The organism is Bradyrhizobium sp. Ash2021, assembly GCF_031202265.1.
In the GTDB taxonomy this organism is placed as follows: domain Bacteria; phylum Pseudomonadota; class Alphaproteobacteria; order Rhizobiales; family Xanthobacteraceae; genus Bradyrhizobium.
Map to the genome: position 1 here is coordinate 6,829,606 of NZ_CP100604.1, position 21,486 is coordinate 6,851,091.

The 21,486-nt window shown below is 60.9% G+C and carries 18 protein-coding genes; 11 read left to right on the forward strand and 7 right to left on the reverse strand.

All coding sequences use genetic code 11. The features are described from left to right. The first annotated feature begins 303 nt into the window (after nucleotides 1–303). Complete coding sequence (locus NL528_RS33045; RefSeq protein WP_309176729.1) at nucleotides 304–1,647, forward strand: IS5 family transposase; 1,344 nt, start codon at nucleotides 304–306, stop codon at nucleotides 1,645–1,647. 1,000 nt (nucleotides 1,648–2,647) lie between these two features. Then, the gene (locus tag NL528_RS33050; RefSeq protein ID WP_309178538.1) at nucleotides 2,648–3,148 is read left to right on the forward strand and encodes a hypothetical protein; all 501 of its coding nucleotides are present in this window, start codon (nucleotides 2,648–2,650) and stop codon (nucleotides 3,146–3,148) included. Between the two features lie 419 nt (nucleotides 3,149–3,567). Here NL528_RS33050 and NL528_RS33055 read toward each other — a convergent pair whose 3' ends face one another. Further along, on the reverse strand, nucleotides 3,568–3,903 hold the full coding sequence (locus NL528_RS33055; RefSeq protein WP_309178539.1) for an SDR family NAD(P)-dependent oxidoreductase: 336 nt from the start codon (nucleotides 3,901–3,903) through the stop codon (nucleotides 3,568–3,570). A 170-nt stretch (nucleotides 3,904–4,073) separates the two neighbouring features. On the opposite strand from NL528_RS33055, the gene NL528_RS33060 reads away from it, so the two are divergent. From NL528_RS33060 to NL528_RS33090, 7 genes are all read left to right on the forward strand, one after another. Then, complete coding sequence (locus tag NL528_RS33060; protein ID WP_309178540.1) at nucleotides 4,074–4,805, forward strand: GntR family transcriptional regulator; 732 nt, start codon at nucleotides 4,074–4,076, stop codon at nucleotides 4,803–4,805. A 155-nt stretch (nucleotides 4,806–4,960) separates the two neighbouring features. Continuing rightward, nucleotides 4,961–5,965, forward strand: a complete 1,005-nt coding sequence (locus tag NL528_RS33065) for a TRAP transporter substrate-binding protein (protein ID WP_309178541.1) — start codon at nucleotides 4,961–4,963, stop codon at nucleotides 5,963–5,965. Between the two features lie 23 nt (nucleotides 5,966–5,988). Continuing rightward, on the forward strand, nucleotides 5,989–6,498 hold the full coding sequence (locus NL528_RS33070; RefSeq protein ID WP_309178542.1) for a TRAP transporter small permease: 510 nt from the start codon (nucleotides 5,989–5,991) through the stop codon (nucleotides 6,496–6,498). A gap of 15 nt (nucleotides 6,499–6,513) precedes the next feature. After that, nucleotides 6,514–7,803, forward strand: coding sequence for a TRAP transporter large permease (locus NL528_RS33075; RefSeq protein ID WP_309178543.1), 1,290 nt, complete (start codon nucleotides 6,514–6,516; stop codon nucleotides 7,801–7,803). Nucleotides 7,804–7,896: 93 nt separating this feature from the next. Next, nucleotides 7,897–8,583: a cyclase family protein gene (locus NL528_RS33080; RefSeq protein ID WP_309178544.1), complete on the forward strand. Its 687-nt coding sequence runs from the start codon at nucleotides 7,897–7,899 to the stop codon at nucleotides 8,581–8,583. A gap of 37 nt (nucleotides 8,584–8,620) precedes the next feature. Further along, entirely contained in the window at nucleotides 8,621–9,631 is a 1,011-nt protein-coding gene (locus tag NL528_RS33085; protein WP_309178545.1) for a tripartite tricarboxylate transporter substrate binding protein, read from the forward strand. 102 nt (nucleotides 9,632–9,733) lie between these two features. Next, entirely contained in the window at nucleotides 9,734–10,834 is a 1,101-nt protein-coding gene (locus tag NL528_RS33090; RefSeq protein ID WP_309178546.1) for an amidohydrolase family protein, read from the forward strand. Nucleotides 10,835–10,897: 63 nt separating this feature from the next. Here the strand turns inward: NL528_RS33090 and NL528_RS33095 are convergent, their stop codons facing one another. Both NL528_RS33095 and NL528_RS33100 read right to left on the reverse strand, forming a co-directional pair. Next, a complete protein-coding gene (locus NL528_RS33095) occupies nucleotides 10,898–11,152 on the reverse strand; it encodes a hypothetical protein (protein WP_309178547.1) in 255 nt (84 codons plus the stop codon). 153 nt (nucleotides 11,153–11,305) lie between these two features. Continuing rightward, nucleotides 11,306–12,052: a Crp/Fnr family transcriptional regulator gene (locus tag NL528_RS33100; RefSeq protein WP_309185106.1), complete on the reverse strand. Its 747-nt coding sequence runs from the start codon at nucleotides 12,050–12,052 to the stop codon at nucleotides 11,306–11,308. A 903-nt stretch (nucleotides 12,053–12,955) separates the two neighbouring features. Between NL528_RS33100 and NL528_RS33105 the strand changes: the two genes are divergently transcribed. Next, on the forward strand, nucleotides 12,956–14,341 hold the full coding sequence (locus NL528_RS33105) for a cytochrome P450 (protein ID WP_309178548.1): 1,386 nt from the start codon (nucleotides 12,956–12,958) through the stop codon (nucleotides 14,339–14,341). A gap of 25 nt (nucleotides 14,342–14,366) precedes the next feature. Here NL528_RS33105 and NL528_RS33110 read toward each other — a convergent pair whose 3' ends face one another. From NL528_RS33110 to NL528_RS33120, 3 genes are all read right to left on the reverse strand, one after another. Continuing rightward, nucleotides 14,367–14,756 carry a hypothetical protein gene (locus NL528_RS33110; protein ID WP_309178549.1) on the reverse strand — a complete coding sequence of 130 codons (390 nt, stop codon included), beginning with the start codon at nucleotides 14,754–14,756 and terminating at the stop codon, nucleotides 14,367–14,369. Between the two features lie 48 nt (nucleotides 14,757–14,804). After that, nucleotides 14,805–18,017: an AAA family ATPase gene (locus tag NL528_RS33115; RefSeq protein ID WP_309178550.1), complete on the reverse strand. Its 3,213-nt coding sequence runs from the start codon at nucleotides 18,015–18,017 to the stop codon at nucleotides 14,805–14,807. Nucleotides 18,018–18,407: 390 nt separating this feature from the next. Further along, nucleotides 18,408–19,376 carry a tripartite tricarboxylate transporter substrate-binding protein gene (locus NL528_RS33120; protein ID WP_309178551.1) on the reverse strand — a complete coding sequence of 323 codons (969 nt, stop codon included), beginning with the start codon at nucleotides 19,374–19,376 and terminating at the stop codon, nucleotides 18,408–18,410. 168 nt (nucleotides 19,377–19,544) lie between these two features. Between NL528_RS33120 and NL528_RS33125 the strand changes: the two genes are divergently transcribed. Continuing rightward, nucleotides 19,545–20,633 carry an amidohydrolase family protein gene (locus NL528_RS33125; protein WP_309178552.1) on the forward strand — a complete coding sequence of 363 codons (1,089 nt, stop codon included), beginning with the start codon at nucleotides 19,545–19,547 and terminating at the stop codon, nucleotides 20,631–20,633. Between the two features lie 10 nt (nucleotides 20,634–20,643). On the opposite strand, the gene NL528_RS33130 is transcribed toward NL528_RS33125, so the two are convergent. Next, on the reverse strand, nucleotides 20,644–21,483 hold the full coding sequence (locus NL528_RS33130; protein WP_309178553.1) for a phosphodiesterase: 840 nt from the start codon (nucleotides 21,481–21,483) through the stop codon (nucleotides 20,644–20,646). Between the last annotated feature and the right edge of the window lie 3 nt (nucleotides 21,484–21,486).

Sequence of the window (21,486 nt, forward strand, 5' to 3'; positions counted from 1 at the left end):
GGAGCGGTCTTCTGTCGCGATCATCTGGGAACTTGCTGGAAAAATGAAGCTCCTACTGGGGGCGAGTTCGGACGCCGTGCTAGCCTGCGCGGAGCCGTCGGTGCATGCGGCCATCGCAGCGTCAATACCCGATTAGCTGGGGCTGAAGAGTCGTCCGTGAAGAATTCCCAAGTCGTTGATTTAGAATCTGGAAACGGCAGGCTGGGGCAACCGAGTTTGCCGGGAATCGGGTGTGCGGAAGGGGATTCCTTGCAAATTTGATTTGTGATTCACTCGCCTTTGGATGTTTTGGCGGGGGACCAGATGCGACCACCGGAACGGCGGGAGACGGGAGAGCAGGATCTGTTTCGCTCTCGGCTCGACCAGATCATCGACCTGAAGCATCCGCTGGTGGCGCTGGGGCGCACGGTGGATTGGGAGTTCCTGGAACGGGAGTTCGGGGCGGTCTACACGGATGATCCCGGCCGCCCGCCACTGCCGACGCGATTGATGGCGGGGCTGGCGATCCTCAAGCACACCTACGACCTGTCCGACGAGGTGCTGTGCGAGCGCTGGGTCGAGAACCCCTATTACCAGTTCTTCTGCGGCGAGGAGTTCTTCCAGCACCGGCTGGTGTTCGATCGCTCGTCGCTGACGCGCTGGCGCAACCGGATGGGCGAGGAGCGGCTGCAGGCATTGCTGCAGGAGAGCCTGTCGGTGGCCACCAGAACCAAGGCGATCAAGCCGTCCGAGTTGTCACGGGTGATCGTCGATACCACCGTGCAGCCCAAGAACGTGACGTTCCCCACCGACGCGAAGCTTCTGAACCGGGCGCGCGAGAAACTGGTGCGGCTGGCGCAGCGCCACGGGGTAGATTTGCGCCAGTCCTATGCGCGCCTGGGCAAGTTCGCCCTGATCCAGCATCAGCGCTATGCCCACGCCAAGCAGTTCAAGCGTGCCAACCGGATGCTCAAGAAGCTGCGCACCTATCTCGGCCGCGTCATCCGCGACATCGGCCGCAAGATCGAGGGCAACAGCGGGCTCGAAGGGACGTTCGCACAGCTGCTATTGCTGGCGCGGCGCGTGCGCGAGCAGCAGCAACGTCAACGCGGACCGAAGGTCTATTCCCTGCATGCGCCGGAAGTCGAATGCATCGGCAAGGGCAAGGCCCATCGGCCTTACGAGTTCGGCGTCAAGGTCAGCGTTGCCACCACCCTCAAGCACTGCAAGGGCGGCCAGTTCGTCACCCATGTGAAGGCGCTGCCCGGCAATCCATATGATGGCCACACCTTGGAAACCGTGATCCCGGACATGGAAGCGCTCGTCGGCAACACCATCGCGCGCATCCTCGCCGACAAGGGCTACCGCGGCCACAATGCGCCGCCCGATTACAAGTTCAGGGTCTTCATCTCGGGGCAAAAGCGAGGGGTGACGCCGCAGATCAAGCGCGAACTCCGCCGCAGGTCCGCCGTCGAGCCCGTCATCGGCCATCTCAAAGCCGAGCACCGCATGGGCCGCAACTATCTCTGGTTCCGGCGCGGCGACGCCAACAACGCCGTCCTCGCCGCCGTCGGCTACAACTTCCGCCGCCTGATCCGCTGGCTCAGGATTTTGTTGCGCCAAATCCTGGCCGCTCTCTTCGCCGCGCCGTCGACCAATCCAGTCTGAAATCAGGGTTCTTCACGGACGACTGAAGAAAATATAGAGCAGGATGACGGCCACGACGGCTGTCCAGCCGATTGACGTCGCGAGAGTCCGTACTTGCGTCGGCATCGGACGGCCCCTCCCGCAAATAAAACAAAACGAAGAGACCGCTGGCGCTGGACAGCGGCCTCTTGAACCCGGCCTCAAAAAATGGCTTCGAGATGAAACCCCTTGCCCCAGGTCCGCCATTATCAAACTCCGCATTCGCTACCCTGTGAAGTCAAAAGGGGCTCGAAGATCAATGGAACAATTGTGACGTTGCGAGAGCGACACACCTAGAGCGCTCGCCGCGCCTTTTAGCGAGCCGGAATCGGCGGGATCATCGGCAATGCACCGACGCCGCTACACCAAATGGTCTGGACATTACCCGCCCGGGAGCCCCGCGGAATGAGATCGCTAAGGGTCACGTCAACTGCAACATCCAGTGCCACGGCGGTTGCGGTCGCATGGTCGACGTCAGGCTTGCTGCGGTAACGTCTCAATGATGCGTTTTCAAACTACCGATCAAGTGCTCATCGTCCGCATTATCACCTGCTGAACATTCTTCACCCGGCCCCGCAAGCTCAGTTAAAACTGTCATATACGGCTGTTAGCTGGGGGACGTCGTGGCGCCTTGGAAACCGTCATGGCGACTTAACCCCGCTCGCGGTTCGAGCGGGGTATTTTTGTTGGGCCGCCTCAGTTGGCAGCCTCTTTCGTTGCGCCACCTAAAGTCCGATCACTTCTCCCCCTTCCGGCTTGTGTCGTTCCCCGTATGAATACGGGGATCAAGCTCCGTCATTGAACCTTGGCACACCTCACGCGGACAAAACCAAGCTGGGGGATTTGAGGGACCCGGTAACTAAACCAACGCCGCGAGCGATCATATTCCGCTCAGCGGCGTTGCGCGTTTTCCCTTCCGCTCACACCGGGCGAGCGCTTCGGAGCGGTGGAACATTGCTTCAATTCAAGGCTGACCGACCTCTTGGCGGCGGCGCGCGCGGAATCACGCGCCGAGTTCATCCGAAACGTCAGGATGACCATACGCCAACAGTCCTACGACACATGGGAGCCACATGCCTCGGCGCGACGCCCGATCGACGCATTCGATGCCTATCTGGACTGGGTCTCCCGCGCCGACGAGGGCGGACGTGCGCTCATCCTGCTGACCGAAGCCTTGACTCTGGAATCGCCAGATCGCGCCGACTATGCCGAGCACAATCTTCAGCTGAGGCAGGCGTTCCAGCAAAGCATCGACGAAACCAGGATCGGAAAGCATCCACGCGAAGTGAATACCGAAACGATTGCCCTCGTTCTCGTGGGAATGCTCCGGGGGATCGCAATCCAGTGGCTGCGCGAAGGCGACGCCATCGACTTGGAAAAGGTGCGCGCAACTGCGCGCTGGATCCTGGAGAAAGCGCTGGGCCAGATGCCAAAGCCTGAAGACCGGCCGACGGCGCGCGCTCGCAGCCCCGAAAGGACGTGAGCGTCCCTCGGAGGCGGTGGAGACGCCGTAGCACCATCAGACGCCGGTCGCGAACTGCGTGCGCAGCTCGCGCTTCAACAGCTTGCCGGCCGCGTTGCGCGGCAATGGATCGACGAGGATGACGTGGCATTTGTCCGGAACATCACCTCGCGGCGAGGCGAGAATTCACCAGATTGCACTGCAAGCTCCACCACGCAGTGGTGATCAAACCCGGTCTCCGGCGTCAGTCTCCCGAAAACGGGAATTTTCCCCGTCGTGGCCGGAGATTTTCGGCGAATTCGCCCATCAGTCCGCGAAATCGGGAGCGTGGAGACTGTCCACCAGATTGCAAAAGCCCGCCATTGGCACGCCTTTCTGTCATTGTCCGGCCAGTTTCTCCAACTCCGGGACTGCGTGGCTGGGGCGGGAGGATTCGAACCTCAAGATGGCGAATTGGAAATCAGCCGCTCTCGCCTGTTCAACCCCGGCGTCGTGACGGCGATATCCAGGCGCGGAAACGCTTCGGCTGCCTTGGCCGCAAGTGCTGCGACATCGGCGCTGTCAGCCGCGTCGCAACGAGCCGGTATCGCCGATCCGCCTTGCGCGCGGATCGCTGCGGCGATGGCTTCCGCGCCTTCGCCGGTGCGATCGGCACACATCACGCTCGCGCCAAGGGACGCCAGCGCCTCCGCCGACGACTTGCCGGTGCCGGAGGCCGCTCCGAGCACGACTGCCGTCTTGCCGGTGAGATCGAAAAGCTTGCGATAGTCGGTCAAGACAGAATCTCCGTTGCGGAAAGAGCGTGCAGCCAAAGGCCTGCACCGCGAGGCGTGCGTCGCCGCCGCTTTTGCACGGCCGAAGCAGCATTTTGCGAGCAGATTGGCCAATTTTATCTTGGTCCGGACCAATTCGTATACTAATATATCAGCTGAACAGGCAAGCGAACATGCCCGCACGCGCGACGAAGAAGAGCGAGAACTCGGTCCGTGCCGTCGGCCATCGCCGGGCGGGCCGCCCGCGTGCCGCGACCGCCGCGTCGCGAATCTATTCGGATCTTCGCGCCGAGTTGGTGTCATTGCAGCGCCGTCCTGGCGAGGCGATCTCGGAGGCCGAAATCGCGCTTTCCTACGGCGTCAGCCGGACGCCGGTTCGCGAGGCGATCCTGAAATTATCGGATGAAGGTCTCGTCGAAATCTTTCCGCAATCGGGCATCTTCGTCGCCCGCATACCGCTGGCTGCGCTGCCGGAAGCCATCATCATCCGCAAGGCGCTCGAGGAAACCACCGCGCGATTGGCAGCTGAACGGGCTACTTCGAGCCAGATCCTCAACCTGCATTCGATCCTGGAACGCCAGCGCGAGGCCAACGCCGCCAGAGACGGCGACACCTTCCATCGCGCGGATGAAATGTTTCACGCGATGATCGCTGAAGTTGCTGGATATCCCGGAATTTGGACGTTGATCCTTCAGGTGAAGGTGCACGTCGATCGCTACCGTCTGCTGACGCTACCGCAGCAGGGACGTATCCCGCGGGTCATCGCAGAGCATCAGGCCATCCTGGACGCGATCGAGGCGCATGATCCCTCGCGCGCCCGGATGGCGATGGAGATCCATCTCGAAGGTCTTCTCGACAACATCGCTGTTACTCAAAACTTCAATCCGGAGTTTTTCGACAAGTGAGCAGATAACGCAAACCAAACGCGCAGGTGCGACGGAGGCCATGCTAACCAAAGCGGAAACGTCAAGAAGTTCCGCAAGATCGTCGACAAATATCGCAGGACATACGCCGGAGATCCGGCGGAGGAAAAACAAGCAACACACCTGGGAGGATTCCGATGAAGCGTCGCGATTTCATAAAGCTGAGTGCCGGTATTGGAGCGGCGGGCTTGACGATGGGCCCTCCGGCCCTGACGCCCGCCCGCGCGCAGGCGAAAGCGGCCTTCAAGGCGTCCGACGTTCAGCCGCCAGGTTACCCGACCGTGGCGGCGACGGAAAATCTGGGAAAGAAGCTCGAGGCCGCCACCAACGGGCGCCTCTCGGTCCAGATGTTTCCGTCCATGCAACTCGGCGGCGAGAAGGAAACCATCGAACAGACGCAGATCGGGGCGATCCAGATGCTGCGCGTCAGCGTGGGATCCATGGGTCCCATCGTCGACGACATCAATGTCGTCAACATGCCGTTCCTGTTCAAGAACACGGCGCACGCGCAGCGAATGATGGACGGGCCGATCGGGCAGGAACTGCTCGACAAGATCACGGCCAGTCCCAATGCCGGACTAGTCGCATTGTGCTGGATGGATTCCGGAGCGCGCAGCCTTTACAACACCAAGAGACCCATCAAAACGATCGAAGACCTCAAGGGTCTGAAATTCCGCGTCATCGGCAACCCGATCTTCGTCGACATGATGAACGCCCTTGGCGGCAATGGCGTCGCGATGGGCTACGACCAGGTCTTCAGCGCGCTGCAGACCGGCGTCATTGACGGCGCCGAGAACAATCCGCCGAGCTACGTCTTCAGCAATCATTACACGGCGGCAAAATATTACTCGCTCACCGAGCACCTGATCATTCCCGAAGTGCTGGTGTTCTCCAAGAAGGCCTGGACCTCGCTTTCGAACGACGATCAGGCCCTGATCAAGAAATTTGCCCGCGAGGCGCAGCTGGAGGAACGCGAGCTCTGGAAAAAATACGAGACGCTGGCGATGGAGAAGGCAAAGGCCGCGGGCTGCGAGATCGTCGAGATCGCCGACAAGGCACCGTTCCAGAACGCGGTCAAACCGGTGTGGGACAAATATGGTCCGAAATACCAGGACATGATCAAGCGCATCCAGACAGCTTGATCGAGCGCTTCAGGGAGGCGGGAATGGCCGGGTTTCGCCGCGCGATGGACTATCTGTACTTGCTGTGCGTCGTCATCGGCTGCACGGCGCTGGTTTTGATTTCGGCGATCATTCCCTGGGCGGTGTTCACCCGCTACGTGCTCAACAGCGCCGCATCCTGGCCCGAACCGCTCGCAGTTCTCCTGACCATCGTCGTGACCTTCATCGGCGCAGCCGCCGGATACCGGCTCAACCTGCATATGAATGTCGGCTACTTCGCCGACAAGCTGCCGGAAACAGGCCGTCGCCCGCTCGAGCTCCTTGTTCAGCTCCTGATGGCGCTGATCGCGATCTTCATGATCGTCTGGGGCAGCCGGCTGGTAGAGGTGACCTGGTACAACACCATCGCGGATTTTCCGTTCCTGTCCGTCGGCGTCACGTACCTGCCGATTCCGATCGGCGGGGTTTGCCTTTTGCTCTTCATCATCGAGCGCATTTTCCTTGGGATCCCGCTGGATCCGATCGCTCAACACCGGGAAGTCGCGGTCGACTGACCCGGAGGAGCCATCATGGATATTTTCATTCTGCTCACGACGATGCTGGTTTGCTTTCTGATCGGCATGCCAATCGCCTATTCGCTGGCGCTGGCGGCGATCGCAGGAGCTTTCTCGATCGGCATTCCACTGGAAGCGGTGATGCTGAAGATCTCCGACGGTGTCAGCAAGGTGGCGATGCTGACCATACCGTTCTTCGTGCTGGCGGGCGCGATCATGGCCGAAGGCGGCATGGCGCGGCGGCTGGTCGCGTTTGCCGACGTGCTGGTGGGATTGACGCGCCTGCGCGGTGGCCTCTCCATCGTCAACGTGCTGGCGACGACCTTCCTGAGCGGCATTTCCGGCTCAGCGGTCGCCGATACCTCGGCCATCGGCTCGGTGATGATCCCGCAAATGGAACGGGCCGGCTATCCCAGGGTGTTCGCGACCAACCTGACGATTACCGCTTCGGTTCAGGCATTGCTGGTTCCGCCAAGCCACAATGCGGTGCTGTACTCGCTCGCCACCGGCGGCACGATCTCGATCAGCGCCCTGTTCATGGCCGGCGTCTTCCCGGGCCTTTTGCTCGGCTTCTCCCTGATCATTCTTTGTCTCGTCATCGCATACCGGAACGATCATCCGCGCGGCCAGACTGTGCCGGCAGAGGACGCGATCAGCATCGTCATCGACGCTGCCTGGGGTTTGGTGACGCTGGTCATCATTCTCGGCGGCATTCTGGGCGGGATCTTCACGGCCATTGAAGCCGGGGCCGTCGCCTGCATCTGGGCGTTCTTCGTGACCATGTTCATTTATCGCGACTATCGCTGGCGCGACCTGCCCGTGCTGCTGCACCGGACCCTGCGCACGGTCGCGATGGTGCTGACGCTGATCGCCTGTGCCTCAAGCGTCGGCTACATCATGGCGCTGACACAGATGCCCGCCAAGATGACGGCATTCTTCCTTTCGATCTCCAGCAACAAATACGTCATCCTGTTTCTGATCAACATCCTGCTGCTGGTGCTCGGCACCCTCGTCGACATGGCGCCATCGATCCTGATCGCGACGCCGATCCTGCTGCCGGTAATGGCGAACTTCGGCGTCGATCCCGTCCATTTCGGCATGATCATGCTGCTCAACCTCGGCATCGGACTGTGCCACCCGCCGGTCGGAGCGATCCTGTTCGTCGGCTGCGCGGTCGGCAAGGTCACAATCGAGCAGGTGATGCGGAAGATCTGGCCGTTTTACGCGGTGATGTTCTTCGTCCTGATGTGTGTGACCTATTTGCCGGAAATATCGCTTTGGCTGCCCCGGCACATGATGCGGTAGAGACCTGGCTCTCTTGCGAAAGCTAAGGAAAAGCGCCAGCATCGCCGGCCAGAAGCGCATCCGCGCCAGCTCCGCCAAGAAAGGGCACCTGCCGTGAAGATCGTCGATCTCAGCCGTGAACTCTATCACCGCACCCCGAGCTATCCGGGCCATCCCCCTGTCATGCACGGCATGTGGAAGAACCACGAGGAAGCGCTCGCCGAATCCAAAAACGTCTACGGGCTTTCGTCGATGTTCATCTCGATGCCCGACCATGCCGGCACCCACATCGATGCGCCCAGGCATTTCGGCAAGAGCGGCATCCCGATCAACGAATACCCACTGGAAAAATGTATCGTGCCGGGCATCTGCGTCGACCTGCGCCACATCGCGCCACGCGCCGAGATCACGCCCTCCGATCTCGAAGCGGCGGTGAAGAAGGCGGGAGTGCCGGTGCCGAAGGCAGGAACAGTCCTGCTCTGCACCGGCCACCATGAGCGAACCTTCCCTCGCAAGGAATATTCGACCGACAATTCCGGCGTGAATGTCGCCGCCACCGAGTGGCTGGCCGGGCAAGGCGTCGTGCATTTCGGCATCGATTCGATGCGGCCAGGGCCCGACAGCGACGTGAACCTGCTCGTTCACAAGGCTTGCCTCGACCTGGATATCACCCACATAGAAAGCCTGTGCAATCTCGAAGCGCTGCTCGGCAAGGGCAAGTTCACCTTCATCGGCCTGCCGATGAAGTGGCGAGAGGGCACGGCTTCCCCGATCCGCGCCGTGGCGGTATTTGACATATGAAGTTGAAGTTGTCGCGACACGGGTCGGGAGAAACCTAATGCTTGATAAGATATCCAATCGCCTGTCGCGCCGCGAGATGCTGCGGGCCACCGGCCTCCTGGCCGGCGCGGTTGCCGCCTCCAGCCTCGGGCTGGCGCCCGCGAGGGCGGCCGGCTATCCCGAGCGCCCGATCAAGATCATTGTGCCGTTTGCGCCGGCCGGACCCACCGACATCATGGCGCGTATTCTAGGTCAGCATCTGGGCGATGCGCTGGGCGGCACGGCCGTTGTCGAGAACAAGCCCGGCGCCGGTGGCAATATCGGGATCGGCACCACGGCCCACGCCGAGCCGGACGGCTATACGCTGTTGATCACCTCGAGCGCGTACGTCGTCAATCCCGGCCTGTACGCAAAGATCCCATACGATCCCTACAAGGATTTCGCACCGATCGCGGAGCTTGGCACCTCGCCCAACGTGATTCTGGTTGATCCCAAACTCGGCGTGAATTCGATTGCCGACTTGATCAAGCGTGCCAAGGCCAATCCGAACGAACTCAACTATGCCAGTCCAGGCATCGGGACGACACCGCATCTTTCGGGCGAGTTGCTCAAGATCGTCTGCGGGATCGAGATGACCCATGTGCCGTACTCCGGCGCGGGTCCGGCGATCCAGGCGATCCTCAGCGGCACCACGCAGGTGGCCTGCGCCGCCCTGCCGCCGGCACACCCGCATATCGAATCCGGTGCGCTGAAGGCGCTGGCCGTGACCGGCGCGCACCGCTGGTTCGACCTGCCCGACGTGCCGACGATGATCGAACTCGGCTACAAGGATTTCATCTCCGACACCTTCCAGGGCTTTCTGGCGCCGGTGAAGACGCCGGCGGCCATTGTCGAGCTGCTGTCGAACAAATCGATCGAAATTCTAAAGACGCCGAAGATCGCCGAGCAGTTGCGCAACAACGGCTTCGAGGTGATCGCCAATGGACCGGACGGCATGCGCAAGCGCATCGAGGACGAAGTGCCGAAATGGCGAGAAATCGTCGCCAAAGCCGGCATCAAGCCGGTTTAACCGGATCAAGATTGCGCGACACGTCCGACGTACCGTCTTGCCGGCCGCCTCTGGTATACCTTAGGTTGCTTCCATAAAAACAATGCCAGGGAGGCGATCGTCATGACTACACGCCGTAATTTCCTGAAAGCCGGCACAGCAGCGGCCGCCACCGGAATCGTCTTTTGTGGCTGCGGTTTGCTGCACAGCGCGCACGCCCAGCAACCGACCCGTCAGAAACTCCCCGTCAAGGTCGGCGGCAAGCAGATCAAGACCATCGACATTCACGCGCATTGCCAGTTCCGCGAGGCTGGCGCGCTGCTCGGCGCCGATGGCCCCAAACTCCAGCTACCCCCGGTCAACGGCGCAGAGGAAGCCTTCCTCGAGATCGACAAGCGCCTCGCTGCCATGGATTCGCAGGCCGTCGATATGGAGGTGCTGTCGATCAACCCCTTCTGGTACGACCGCGAGCGTGATCTCGCCGGGCAGATCGTGAAGATCCAGAACGAAAAGCTGGCCGAACTCTGCGCCTCGAAGCCCGATCGGTTCGCAGCCTTCGCCTCGCTTACCCTGCAGGCCCCCGATCTCGCCGTGCAAGAACTCGAGACTGCGGTGAAAAAGCAGGGATTGAAGGGCGCCGCGATCGGCGATGTGGTGAACGGCGTCGAATTCTCCGATCCGAAGTTCTACCCGGTATGGGCCAAGGCTGAGGAACTCGGCGTGCCCCTGTTCATCCATCCGCAGGGCGTGCCTGAACTCAACAAGCGGCTTTCCGGCAACGGCTGGCTCGCCAATACGATCGGCAATCCCCTGGGCACGGCGATGGCGCTGTCGCACCTGATTTTCGAGGGAACGTTGGATCGCTTTCCCGGCCTGAAAGTGATTGGTGCGCATGGCGGCGGCTTCCTGCCGTCCTATGCCGACCGCTCGGACCATGCCTGTCTGGTTGGCCCGAAGGGCTGCAACCCCGACGTCAAGCTCAAGAAGCCGCCGACGGAATATCTCAAGCAGATCTATTTCGACTCGCTGATCTTCTCGCCCGAGGCGATCCGCCATCTGGTGACCCAGGTCGGCGCCAGCCAGATCGTGCTGGGCAGCGACTATCCCTATCCCTGGCAGTTACAGCCGGTCGACCACATCTTCGCCTCTAAATCGCTCAGCGACGACAACAAGGCCGATATTCTCGGCCGAACCGCGGCAAAGCTGCTCAACTTCACGGCGTAGCGGGCAAGCGCGCTCAGCGTGTCCCGTTCACGATCGAATGCGGCGCCAATCTCTTATCCGCGGTCAGTACAACCTGACGGTCCGGATTTCATTCGTCGGCTGGGCGAGCCGCGTCGGCGGCGCGAGGTCCGGCACAAAATCGGTGCCGACAAATTCGGCCTGGGCGGTTTCCGATATCCATTTCGACGCGTTCGGGTGGCTGACCGCCAAACCAATCAGCGCGATCACGACAAGGATGGGCAGAACGGCGAATTTAATGTCCCAGCCACGATACGAGCTTCGGTCGTCGCGGGGTGGTCTGTCGAGCGAGCCGTGCATGGTGGCCTCCATATTGCGGGTGTGTTCCGCTGAGCATCAGCTACCGCAATGCACGCACAGCCGGTGTGAGTTGCCTCACACGTTCTCCCCGTTCACCTGTTCGTGAGATGATCCGCCGGCGTGCCGACAAGCGAAGGCGCAATCGGTGGCGCGCTATTCGCCGTCGTCGCCCGGCCCGGAATCGACCAGCGCCTGCAGCGGCTCGGCCTTCAGCACGACGATGGCGCCATGTTCAAGCCGCACCCAGTCGCGCGCTGCCCAGGATCGCAGCTGCTTGTTGATGCTTTCCCGCGTCATGCCGACCATCTCGCTGATTTCCTGCTGGGTGATCGCGATGGTGCGGCCCTGCGGTTCAAGCTTGTGTTTTTCGGTGAGCCGAAGCAATGCGCTGGCCAGACGCCCCGGCAGGTTCTGGAGGATAACCTGTTCGACCTGGTCGCTGGTCCAGCGCAGCCGCGTGCACAATAATTCAATCAACTTCATCGCGAGCGTCGGCTGGCTGCGCACAAAGGGAATGAATTCGCGACGATCGATGATGAAGAGTTCGCAGTTGGTATTGGCGGTGCAATCGGCCGACCGCGGCTGCCCGTCGAGCAGCGCGATTTCACCGAAGATCTCGCCAGCCCCGATCAGGTTCAGGATAGCATTGCGGCCATCCGGTGAAGAGATGCTGATCTTCACGGTGCCGGAGATCACCGCAACCAGGCTGTTGCCCGGATCCCCCTTGGAAAAGATCGTGGCTCCCCGCTTCAGTGTTGTATGCTTGGCGTAGCGGCAGAGCTGATCGAATGCTTCGGGCTCAAGATCGGCGAAATACGGATGCTTGCGCAGGACGGACAATTTGCTGGATGCAACCGGCCGAGAGGCAGCAGCTTTTCCGTCCGCAGGCACGCCGGTCATGACCATCTGAAATTTGCCTATCATCGGCGCAAATTGGATGCAGGGGCGAGCCAGGAGCCCCAGTCCGCAGCGCTTGAGGAACTTATACCTTCGCAGGGGGCCCCCAGCAAGAAAGGCCTCGAACAAATCCCGGCCTTTCAATCGGCTGCTCGCAAGAGGTGAGTACGATTGCTTTACAATTTTCGATAAGTGTGACGGGTTCCCACGCTGTCGGATCAGGTCCGGGCCATTTCAAATGAGCGGCACCAGAAATGCCCGGTCTAGGGCTAACTCGCTACCTCAGCAGCCGTTTTTGCGACACTGTCGGATTGCGGACGAGACTGCAGGACCGGATTTGGGCAGAGCATGAGAAGACCCATGTGGTCGATCCCCTCATGCTCGAAGTGCTCGATCTGCAGCTCATGGCTTGCGTCCACATTGGTGCCGACTGTTGTCCTCATGGGCCCGCAGATTTTCAGAGCGTCGATTTGACGCGACTACCTCGGCCAATTGATGGCGAAGTTGCTTGGGGATGCCCCCGGGATGCTTTTCCCGGATGCCGTACCCCTCTGCCAGACCGTACGCGTCCGCCCAATTCGTGGGCCTCCACGACCAACACCTTGGCAAGCAGTCCGGATTTTCAGGGGCCACTGGTCCGTTCAAGTTCAGCGAACCTCGTCGCCGTTGACGCGATACGTGGCGCGCCGAACAGCGCATTGACGTTGTTTTGTGGTCTTCGCTGTAAATCCCGGCCATGCTTCCTCTCGCGTTGTTAGCCGACCGAGGTGCAATTCCAGCCGAACTTTTCGACAAGGGAAGACCTATCGAACCCATCGCGCATCGCTGTTCTTGATCGAGCGCCTCCTCCCAAAGGTCGTAGATTTCTATTGTACAACCACAACTTTTCGTGCCAAAAATTTGATGATGTCGATGCAGACCCTCGATGTTGCCGCGATCTTGCCAGCGCAAATACGCCGGGCGCGCCGCAATACGCTGGCGCATATTCCCGGCAACGAGGGATGGCCGCTCATCGGCCGGACGCTGAACGTCCTTGCCGATCCCAAGGGCGAGGTCGAGCGAATGGCCGCGAAATACGGCCCGGTCTACCGCACCCGGATGCTTGGCGAGACCGGCGTCTGCCTCCTCGGGCCCGAAGCGAACGAATTCGTACTGTGCGACCAGACCAAATTGTTCTCGTCGGCCCTCGGCTGGGGCACCTTGCTTGACCGGTTGTTTCCGCGCGGGTTGATGCTGCTCGATTTCGAAGAGCATCGCCTGCACCGGCGTACGATCTCCGTTGCCTTCAAGGCCGAGTCCATGAAGTCCTATCTGACGGAACTTGACGCCGGCATCGCGGCGCAAGTCGCGCGCTGGCGCAGTCGGCCGGGACCAACGCTTATCTATCCCGAGATAAAGCAGCTCACATTCGATCTTGCGGCAACGTCGTTTCTTGGCCCCGATACCGGCCGCGAGATGGACGACGTCAAGTGCGCCATCAGCGACATGGTCGCAGCCGCGGTAGCGCCGATCCGAAAGCCGTGGCCGGGCACGAAGATGGCGCGTGGCGTCAGGGCGCGGGCCCATATCGTCGGCTATTTCTCCGCGGAGGTCTCGAGACGCCGCGCCCTCGACGGGGAGGATCTGTTTTCGCAGCTATGCCGCGCGACAGACGAGAACGGCGCCCTGTTGTCGACGCAAGACATCATCGATCATATGAGCTTCATGATGACGGCCGCGCATGACACGCTGACGTCATCATTGACTAGTCTTGTCTATTTTCTCGCCACCAATCCGCAGTGGCAGTCGGCATTACGCGGCGAGGTAACCTCGCTTGGGTTATCTGCCACGCAACCGCTCGCCTACGAGAAGCTGGCGGCGCTGCCCCAGACCGAAATGGCCTTCAAGGAGGCGATGCGAATATTGCCGCCGGTGCCCTCGGTTGCCCGCCGTGCGACCCGCGACTTTACGTTCGGTGGCTACACCATCCCCGCCGGCACGCTGCTCGGAATAAACCAGCTCTACACCCACCATATGACCGAGCACTGGCCCGAGCCGGACCGGTTCGATCCGACCCGGTTCACTGATGCGGCGCAGCGGGACCGGCAACGCTACGCCTATCTGCCGTTTGGCGGCGGCGCACATATGTGCCTCGGGCAGCATTTTGCCTATATGCAGGCGAAATGCTTTGCCCGGCACTTTCTGCAGAACCTGACGGTGTCGCTCGAACCCGGCTATCGGCCGGCCTGGCAGATGTGGCCAATCCCAAAGCCGAAAGACGGGTTGCGAGTTACCCTTGGGTTGGCGGGCTAAGTGGTTAGCCCGCCCCGGAAATACATCATGTCAGATCCGAATTCGGGCAAAGCATGTGAAGGCCGATGTAGAGCTGCCCGTTATACACAAAGTTCCTGACATGGAGCTCGTGGGTCGTATCGATGTTGTCGCCGACCTTCAGCATCATCGGCATGGGCGACGCTGATCTGAAGTTGGTGGAAATGATTTCGGTGAGACGGTTCTGGATCGGCTCCGGTATCCCTCCGGCGTCCGCTTCCCAGTTCGTATATTCACCCGCTTGCGGAGTCGTAAGTTTAACAAACTTTCCAAAGGAATATGGCCCGTACTGACTCTCAAGGTCCCTGAATTTCTTCGCCGTCGCAGCAACGTTCTCCGGGCTGCTTAGTTCATTCATCAATTTCTCAAATTTTCCGCCATAGACAATTCCACCCATGATCCACTCCATAAATAAGCGACGCTAAATGCCGCGGTTGTAACAATGTCACAAATCCGAGAACTTGGAGAGCGCTACCTTAGCACGCTCCAGTTGAACGGTCATTTTCGAATTGTCAAATAGCTCGATCGCCTGGACGAGTTCGTATTTTGCCTCGGACGTCCTGCCCGACGCGGCTAACAGCCGGGCCAGCCCCCCCTTTGCCAGCCCCAGCAAGGGCTTGGTCCCGAGATTGACTGAGATTTCGATCGATCCCTCTAGTCGGGCAATCGCTTCGGCCGTGGCGGACGGTCCTTGAAGGGATAAAATACCGGCCTCGGCAAAAAAAGCCAGTGCTTCGATCGCCTGATATCCCTTCTGCTTCGCGCCCGCCCGGCAGGCACGCACGTCGTCCAGCCCGCGAGCAATATCGCCAAGTTGCGCATACGCGGAAGCCAGGTAAACCGATCCAATCAAAATGCCGGTTGCGTGACCCAGCGTCTCCGCTTCGTGCTTTGCCTCAAGCAGGATGTCTCTCGCTCTCGCTGCCTGCCCACGCTGCAAGTAGAGATTTCCAAGCGCGGACAGCACAAGTGGCAAGAATAGCCGGACTTCGTTTTCGCGGGAGAGAGACGCAGCTTCCGTAAGGGCTCGTTCAGCCTCTTCAAGATCGCCGTGCATCATTTGCACAAAGCCGCGACCGTAATCGGCCGCGACACTATCGTACGGCCGGCTATTTCTTTCAGCGAGATCGCTTGCCTGCCAGGAGCATTTCTCGGAATCGTCATATTCGCCGATTGACGCGTAGACAATTGCCTTCATCATATAACAGAGCACCAGCAGGCTCGATGCCGTCGTTCCGGGTGGGACGTTCTCCGGCGCACTGGCTAGCCTCGCACTTGCCCGATTTAGAAGCGATTCGGCGTCGCGATATCGACCGGCAACAAAATATGCCTGACCGAGGCCGTACTGGGCGAAGGGCAGCCACGTTGCATCAGCCAGCCGCTCTGCTAGAGCAACCGCCTGCTCTCCCGCCGTGATAGCTTCGTAAGGAGTTCCATAAAAGTTTAGCGCAGCTGCCCGGATCGAGATCGATGCCAGCCGTCTTGGTTCATCGCCGATTTGTTCAGAACGCGCCTCCCCTTCGCGGCCTAAGCCAAACCACTGCTCAATGCTTCCAAACGAAACGAATGGCAAACGGGCCTCGATGCGCAGATCGATCGCCCGCTGCTCACGCGCCGTCGAGGTCGGTAGTTTGTCGACCGCATCCATCGCAATCTGGAAATACTCAGTTGCATCCCGGAACGCCGATCTGGCGAACGCCTTTTTCGCCGCCATATATCCGTATTGGTCCGCCTTCTCCCAATCCTGCGCGCGAACCGCGTGATGGCACAACGCCTCGGCAAAATCTTCCTGGTGCCCGGCAGAAATCACTTCCAACGCCGTCAAAATCCGCCGGTGCAGCACCTCCCGCTGCGTTCGGAGGATCGATTCATAGGCGACCTCGCGAATGAGATCGTGCGCAAAAACATATTCCGGGGACGTGAGCGATTGCGATTCCGTCAGAAAATCGAGGATCTCCAGCGACCAGAGGCGGCTTTGCAATTGTGCCGCGGGCATGCCGGTCACGGCGGCAAGCAAATGCGGCGAAACCTGCGGCCCGACGACCGAAGCGAGTTGAAGGAGTGCCTTGTCTTCCCTCGGCAAGCGATCGATACGGGACGCGATGACCCCCTGCACCGTGGGAGGAATTTCCGGCGCATCCCCGCGGACCCTCGCGGCAAACCGACCCGCCTCCGCTCCAAGGGCGCCGCGATTGATGAGTTGCCGCGCCACCTCCTCGATGAAGAGCGGGATCTGGCCGGTGTGGCGAAGAATATGGGCCTTGAGCGCGTCGAGGTTAGCGGCGGTGCCAAGCAGGCTGTCGAGCAGCGCGTGCGCCGAGGCGATATCGAGCGACCGAAGCCAAATTCTTCGAACATCGAGCTGCGCCAGCCATCCCGGCGTATATTCGGTCCGCCATGTCAGCAGCACCAGCAGCGGCCGGGTTGCTGCAAGCGGCATCAAAGCCTCAATGACGGTCTCGCTCTGGCCATCGATCCAATGGAGGTCCTCCAGCAACAACACCGTCGGCCGCGTCGAGACCACTTTACCCAGCGTACCGCGCACGGCATCGATAATCACACGCCGTCGCAGCAGAGGTTCGAGATCGCGCCAGCGCGGATCGGCAATAGGTTGGTCGAGAACGGAGCAAAGCGCGGCCGGCCAAAGATCGGCATGCGCGGATGCCGGCTCTTCGCCCGAGCCCGTTTGATCTTCGGGTGCGATGTTTCCGACCTGCAGCGCACTTTGAAGGAGCTTCTTCAGCAATGCGTAAGGGACCGCCTGCTCCAGCGGATTACCTTCAGCTTCCAGAACCTGCCAGTCCTTCTGACGCAACGAGCTGACGAATTCATGGGCCAGGCGGGATTTTCCGATACCCGCCGTTCCCACCAGTGCGACGATTTGTCCGGACCGGCCGACCTCGTGTGCCGCGCGCTCCAGCAGCGAAATCTGCTCGGCGCGGCCAACGAAGGACGAAAGTCCTTTGGTCGAGCGCGCGCGCCAGCGCGTCAATCCGCTTATTTGAACAAGCTCGTAGCAGGGAACCGGCGCGGGAAATCCTTCCATCCGTTTCGGCGGCAGTGCGTTGAAGGTCACAAGTCCTGTGGACAGAGCCTGACAGGATTCCGACACCAGGATTTGTCCGGCCTGGGCCGCACCCTCGAACCGCTTGACCAGATGCACCGCCGGTCCGCCCGCCTCATAGATCGAGGAGAAATCAGCTTCGATGACGTGGGCGACGACATAGCCCGAATGAATGCCGACCCGGACCTTAAGCCCGGGGTCTTCCAGCAGCTTGATAAGGTGAACCAGTTCGACCGCCGCGTGACAGGCCATCACGGCATGATTGTCATCCGCGTGCGGCGCACCAAACAGCGCAATCAGCCCGTCGCCGCCTTCCTTGCTGACAATCCCGCGGTTGCGACGAACCGCCGTGCGCATGGCGATCAGAGCCGGTTCGAGCCGGGAAATGGCCTCTTCGGGATCGAGCCCCGAAATCAGATCGGTCGAGCGCTGCAGATCGGCACAGAGGACGGTGAGGTATTTCCGCTCGCCCGCGATGCGGTCTTGAGTCTGCGCCGCGGGCGGCTTGGGCGGGTGGTCCGGCACGACCGCGCCGCAGGCCGAACAAAACAGATCGCCAGCCTTCAGGGTCGATGAACAGACCTGACAAAACACGCTCAGCTTCCTCTATCCACGCGGCTCAGATTAGCGAAAGATCATGGGGGAACAAGCGTTTGCGGCGTCTATTGCGACTGACGAGCGCACTGCTGGGGCGATCCATAACGCCGGTGGGTATTGATGGGACGGCAATCTCCCAAGAATACAGCGGAGAGGTAGGTAGCAAACAACCAAACGTACATCCACAGGATGGCAGACGGCCCTGCCATGTCACAGGTTTTGCGAGAGCAACCCGGGTGCGCGCAGGCACCGCTACTAACCGCACGGGCCTGTCATTGAACACCAAACCGCGAAGGTGCCGCGGCCGCAGTGGCGCCGTTACGCCTGCCGCTGGCACAGCACGGGATAGACCACCGGGCGCGGGCGCCGATCGCGTCCGGCCGCAGCTCATTCGTTGGCGATGCCCATTTCCTTGATCACGCGCGCATATTTCGCGAGCTGATCGCGCGTCAGGACGCGCAATTCCTCTGCCGAACTGCCGCGCACCGCAAAGCCCAGTTCCTCGAGTTTGCGGCGAACATCGGGATCGCCGACCGCCCTCAACACCTCGGCATTAAGCCGGGCGACGATGTCCTTTGGCGTGCCGGCAGGTGCCAGAATCGCAAACCATGAATTGAAGAAGAAACCCGGCAAACCTGATTCCGAGACCGTGGGCACGTCGGGGAATTGCAGCAATCGCTTCTCGGTGGTCACGCCGATCAGCTTGAGCTGGCCGCCCCGCACCAGCGGCGCGACCGTACCCAGCCCCTGGAAGCCGACCGGAATCTGGCCGGCGGCGACGTCGGTCGCAGCCTGCGTCGCGCCCTTATACGGCACATGGGTCAAGGATATGCCGGCGGCGGAAGCAAACATCGCCATCGCCAGATGCTGCGGGCTGCCCGGGCCGCCCGAGCCGAAATCGATCTTGCCAGGGGCTGCTTTCGCAGCTGCGATCAAGTCCGCCGCGTTCTTGAAGCCGGTCTGGTTGTTGGCGATCAGTCCCCACTCCACCGTCGCAACCAGCGACACCGGTTCGAAATCCTTCAGGATGTCCCAGCGCATCTTGGCCTGCAGATTGGGCACCATGGTCATGATGCTGTCGTTGAAGCCGCCGATCGTGTAACCGTCCGGATCGGCGCGGGCGACCTGCTCGGCACCGATCAGCCCGGAAGCGCCCGGCTGGTTCAGGATCACGAATTGCTGGCCCATATTGTCGGCCATCTTCTGCGTCACGATCCGTGCGGCAACATCGACCGCGCTCGCCGCCGCCAGCGGCACGATCATCTTGATGGGCCGGTCCGGATAGCTCGACTGGGCCCTTGCGCCGGGGCCCAAAAGCAGCGCGAGCGCGGCGACCAGCAAGTGAAGCAAGCGCATACCGAGTTTCTCCCCTGTCAACCGGATCACGTTTTGCAGTAACCAGCGTATTCCTTGCCGCAATGATTGCCCTCTCGCTTCCGGCTTGGCAATGTATCCTGGCGAAGAAATCAAGAATGAGTCGGCGAACGACCGGCCCCAGAAGCGTTCTATCAAGGGAGGCGACTAATGACCAACCGCAGGAATTTCCTGAAAGGCGCCGCTGCGACCGGGATCGCATTTTGCGGTTGCGGTATGCTAGATGCGGCCCGCGCGCAACCGCGAGCCTCTCGCCTGCCGGTCAAGGTCAACGGCAAGCGCGTGATGACCGTCGACGTCCACGCTCACTGCTACTTTCATGAATCGATCAGTTTGATGGGCGATCAGGCCGACAAGGTGCTGCCGCCGGTCAAGGGCGTTCCCGAACACTTCATCGTCATCGAGCAGCGCCTGAAGGAAATGGACGCGATGGCGATCGACATGGAGGTGTTGTCGATCAATCCATTCTGGTACGGCAAAGACCGCGACACCGCAGCTCAAATCGTCAAGCTGCAGAACGAGAAACTCGCGGAGCTTTGTGCTTCACGCCCTGAACGGTTTGCCGCCTTTGCTTCGCTGACTCTGCAGTATCCAGACCTCGCGGTGCAGCAACTGGAAACCGCGGTCAGGACGCAGGGCCTGCGCGGAGCGGCGGTCGGCGCCAGTGTGCTGGGAGAAGATTTCTCCGATCCGAAATTTCATCCCGTCTGGGCCAAGGCGGAGGAGCTCGGCGCGGTTCTGTTCATTCATCCGCAGAGCACGCCCGAACTAGCCAAGCGGTTCAAGGGCAACGGCTGGCTGTCGAACACCATCGGCAATCCGCTCGACACCACGATGGCCCTGCAGCATCTGATCTTCGAGGGAACGCTCGACCGCTTTCCGGGACTCAAGATCATTGCGGCGCATGGCGGCGGCTATCTGGGCTCCTACGGTGCGCGCGGCGATCATGCTTGTTTCGTGTCGCCCCAAAATTGCAATCCGAACATCACGCTGAAGAAGAAGCCGTCGGAATATCTCAACCAGCTCTATTTCGACGCCATGGTGTTCACGCCGGAAGGTTTGCGGCATCTGGTGGCGCAGGTCGGCGCCAGCCAGGTGATGCTCGGCACCGACCATCCGATCCCATGGGAACAGCATCCCGTCGATCACGTTTTCGCGACCACGACGCTGTCGGACAAACAGAAGATCGCCATTCTCGGTGGCAATGCGACGCGTTTGTTCGGGATGAAGGAGGCTTAGCCGGATTGTCCTAAAGCAACTTCCCATCCGGCCCAAAGAACGGATGTGGTCCGTCAAAAGTCCCGATCGGCACCTGGTGCGTGACGAGGGTGCCAAACCGATCGCCCGGAAACCAGGTGTGGAGGTGGAAGGCAGGCGGCTCGACCTTGAACGACGGCTCGCGCAGTTCGGCCAGATCGAGATCGACGGCATGGTTCGGCGCCGGGCAGATCGTGGTCGGTACCCCTGCAAACATCGTCAGCGCCGCCCGGTGAATATGGCCGGTCCCGATCAGTTGCACGCGCGGATGACGCCTGACGATTGGAGCAAGCTCGCCCGCGTTGAGGAGATTCTGGCGATCCATGTGCCAGATCCCTGCCTTGAACGGCGGATGGTGCAGGAACAGCAGCGCGGGCCGATCGGGCGAAGCCGCCAGCCTTGCGTCGAGCCACTGCAGCGTCAGCTTGTCGAGTTCGCCATGCGGCTTTCCGTGCACGCTCGAGTCCAGCAGCAGCAGATCGAGCCCGCCGACCTCGATCTCCTGATTGAGCGGCCCGGACGCAACGGCATAGCGAGCGGAAGGAAACGCCGCGCGCATCAGCTCACGCGAGTCGTGGTTGCCGGGAACGCCCGCGAAGGGGAGCTTCAGCGGCGTCAGCAGCCGCCTGAGGTATTCATACTCTCCAACCGTCGGCGTGTCCGCCAGATCCCCCGAAATCACCACAAAGTCAGGTGCGGGATTGAATTCGTTCAGAGCCGCGACGCAACGTTCAAGCGCCTTCGCCGTATCGACCCGGCCGTAGGCCAGCGATCCCGGCAGCTTGATGTGCAGATCGGAAATTTGCGCAATGCGAACAGGTCTTGACGGCATTGG

What these genes read in the sequence shown, in the direction of transcription:
- NL528_RS33110 (WP_309178549.1), bottom strand. Translation starts at nt 14,756, where the DNA reads ATGGGTGGAATTGTCTATGGCGGAAAATTTGAGAAATTGATGAATGAA.
- NL528_RS33075 (WP_309178543.1), top strand. Translation starts at nt 6,514, where the DNA reads ATGGATATTTTCATTCTGCTCACGACGATGCTGGTTTGCTTTCTGATC.
- NL528_RS33130 (WP_309178553.1), bottom strand. Translation starts at nt 21,483, where the DNA reads ATGCCGTCAAGACCTGTTCGCATTGCGCAAATTTCCGATCTGCACATC.
- NL528_RS33070 (WP_309178542.1), top strand. Translation starts at nt 5,989, where the DNA reads ATGGCCGGGTTTCGCCGCGCGATGGACTATCTGTACTTGCTGTGCGTC.
- NL528_RS33085 (WP_309178545.1), top strand. Translation starts at nt 8,621, where the DNA reads ATGCTTGATAAGATATCCAATCGCCTGTCGCGCCGCGAGATGCTGCGG.
- NL528_RS33100 (WP_309185106.1), bottom strand. Translation starts at nt 12,052, where the DNA reads ATGACCGGCGTGCCTGCGGACGGAAAAGCTGCTGCCTCTCGGCCGGTT.
- NL528_RS33045 (WP_309176729.1), top strand. Translation starts at nt 304, where the DNA reads ATGCGACCACCGGAACGGCGGGAGACGGGAGAGCAGGATCTGTTTCGC.
- NL528_RS33105 (WP_309178548.1), top strand. Translation starts at nt 12,956, where the DNA reads ATGTCGATGCAGACCCTCGATGTTGCCGCGATCTTGCCAGCGCAAATA.
- NL528_RS33125 (WP_309178552.1), top strand. Translation starts at nt 19,545, where the DNA reads ATGACCAACCGCAGGAATTTCCTGAAAGGCGCCGCTGCGACCGGGATC.
- NL528_RS33060 (WP_309178540.1), top strand. Translation starts at nt 4,074, where the DNA reads ATGCCCGCACGCGCGACGAAGAAGAGCGAGAACTCGGTCCGTGCCGTC.
- NL528_RS33095 (WP_309178547.1), bottom strand. Translation starts at nt 11,152, where the DNA reads ATGCACGGCTCGCTCGACAGACCACCCCGCGACGACCGAAGCTCGTAT.
- NL528_RS33120 (WP_309178551.1), bottom strand. Translation starts at nt 19,376, where the DNA reads ATGCGCTTGCTTCACTTGCTGGTCGCCGCGCTCGCGCTGCTTTTGGGC.
- NL528_RS33065 (WP_309178541.1), top strand. Translation starts at nt 4,961, where the DNA reads ATGAAGCGTCGCGATTTCATAAAGCTGAGTGCCGGTATTGGAGCGGCG.
- NL528_RS33090 (WP_309178546.1), top strand. Translation starts at nt 9,734, where the DNA reads ATGACTACACGCCGTAATTTCCTGAAAGCCGGCACAGCAGCGGCCGCC.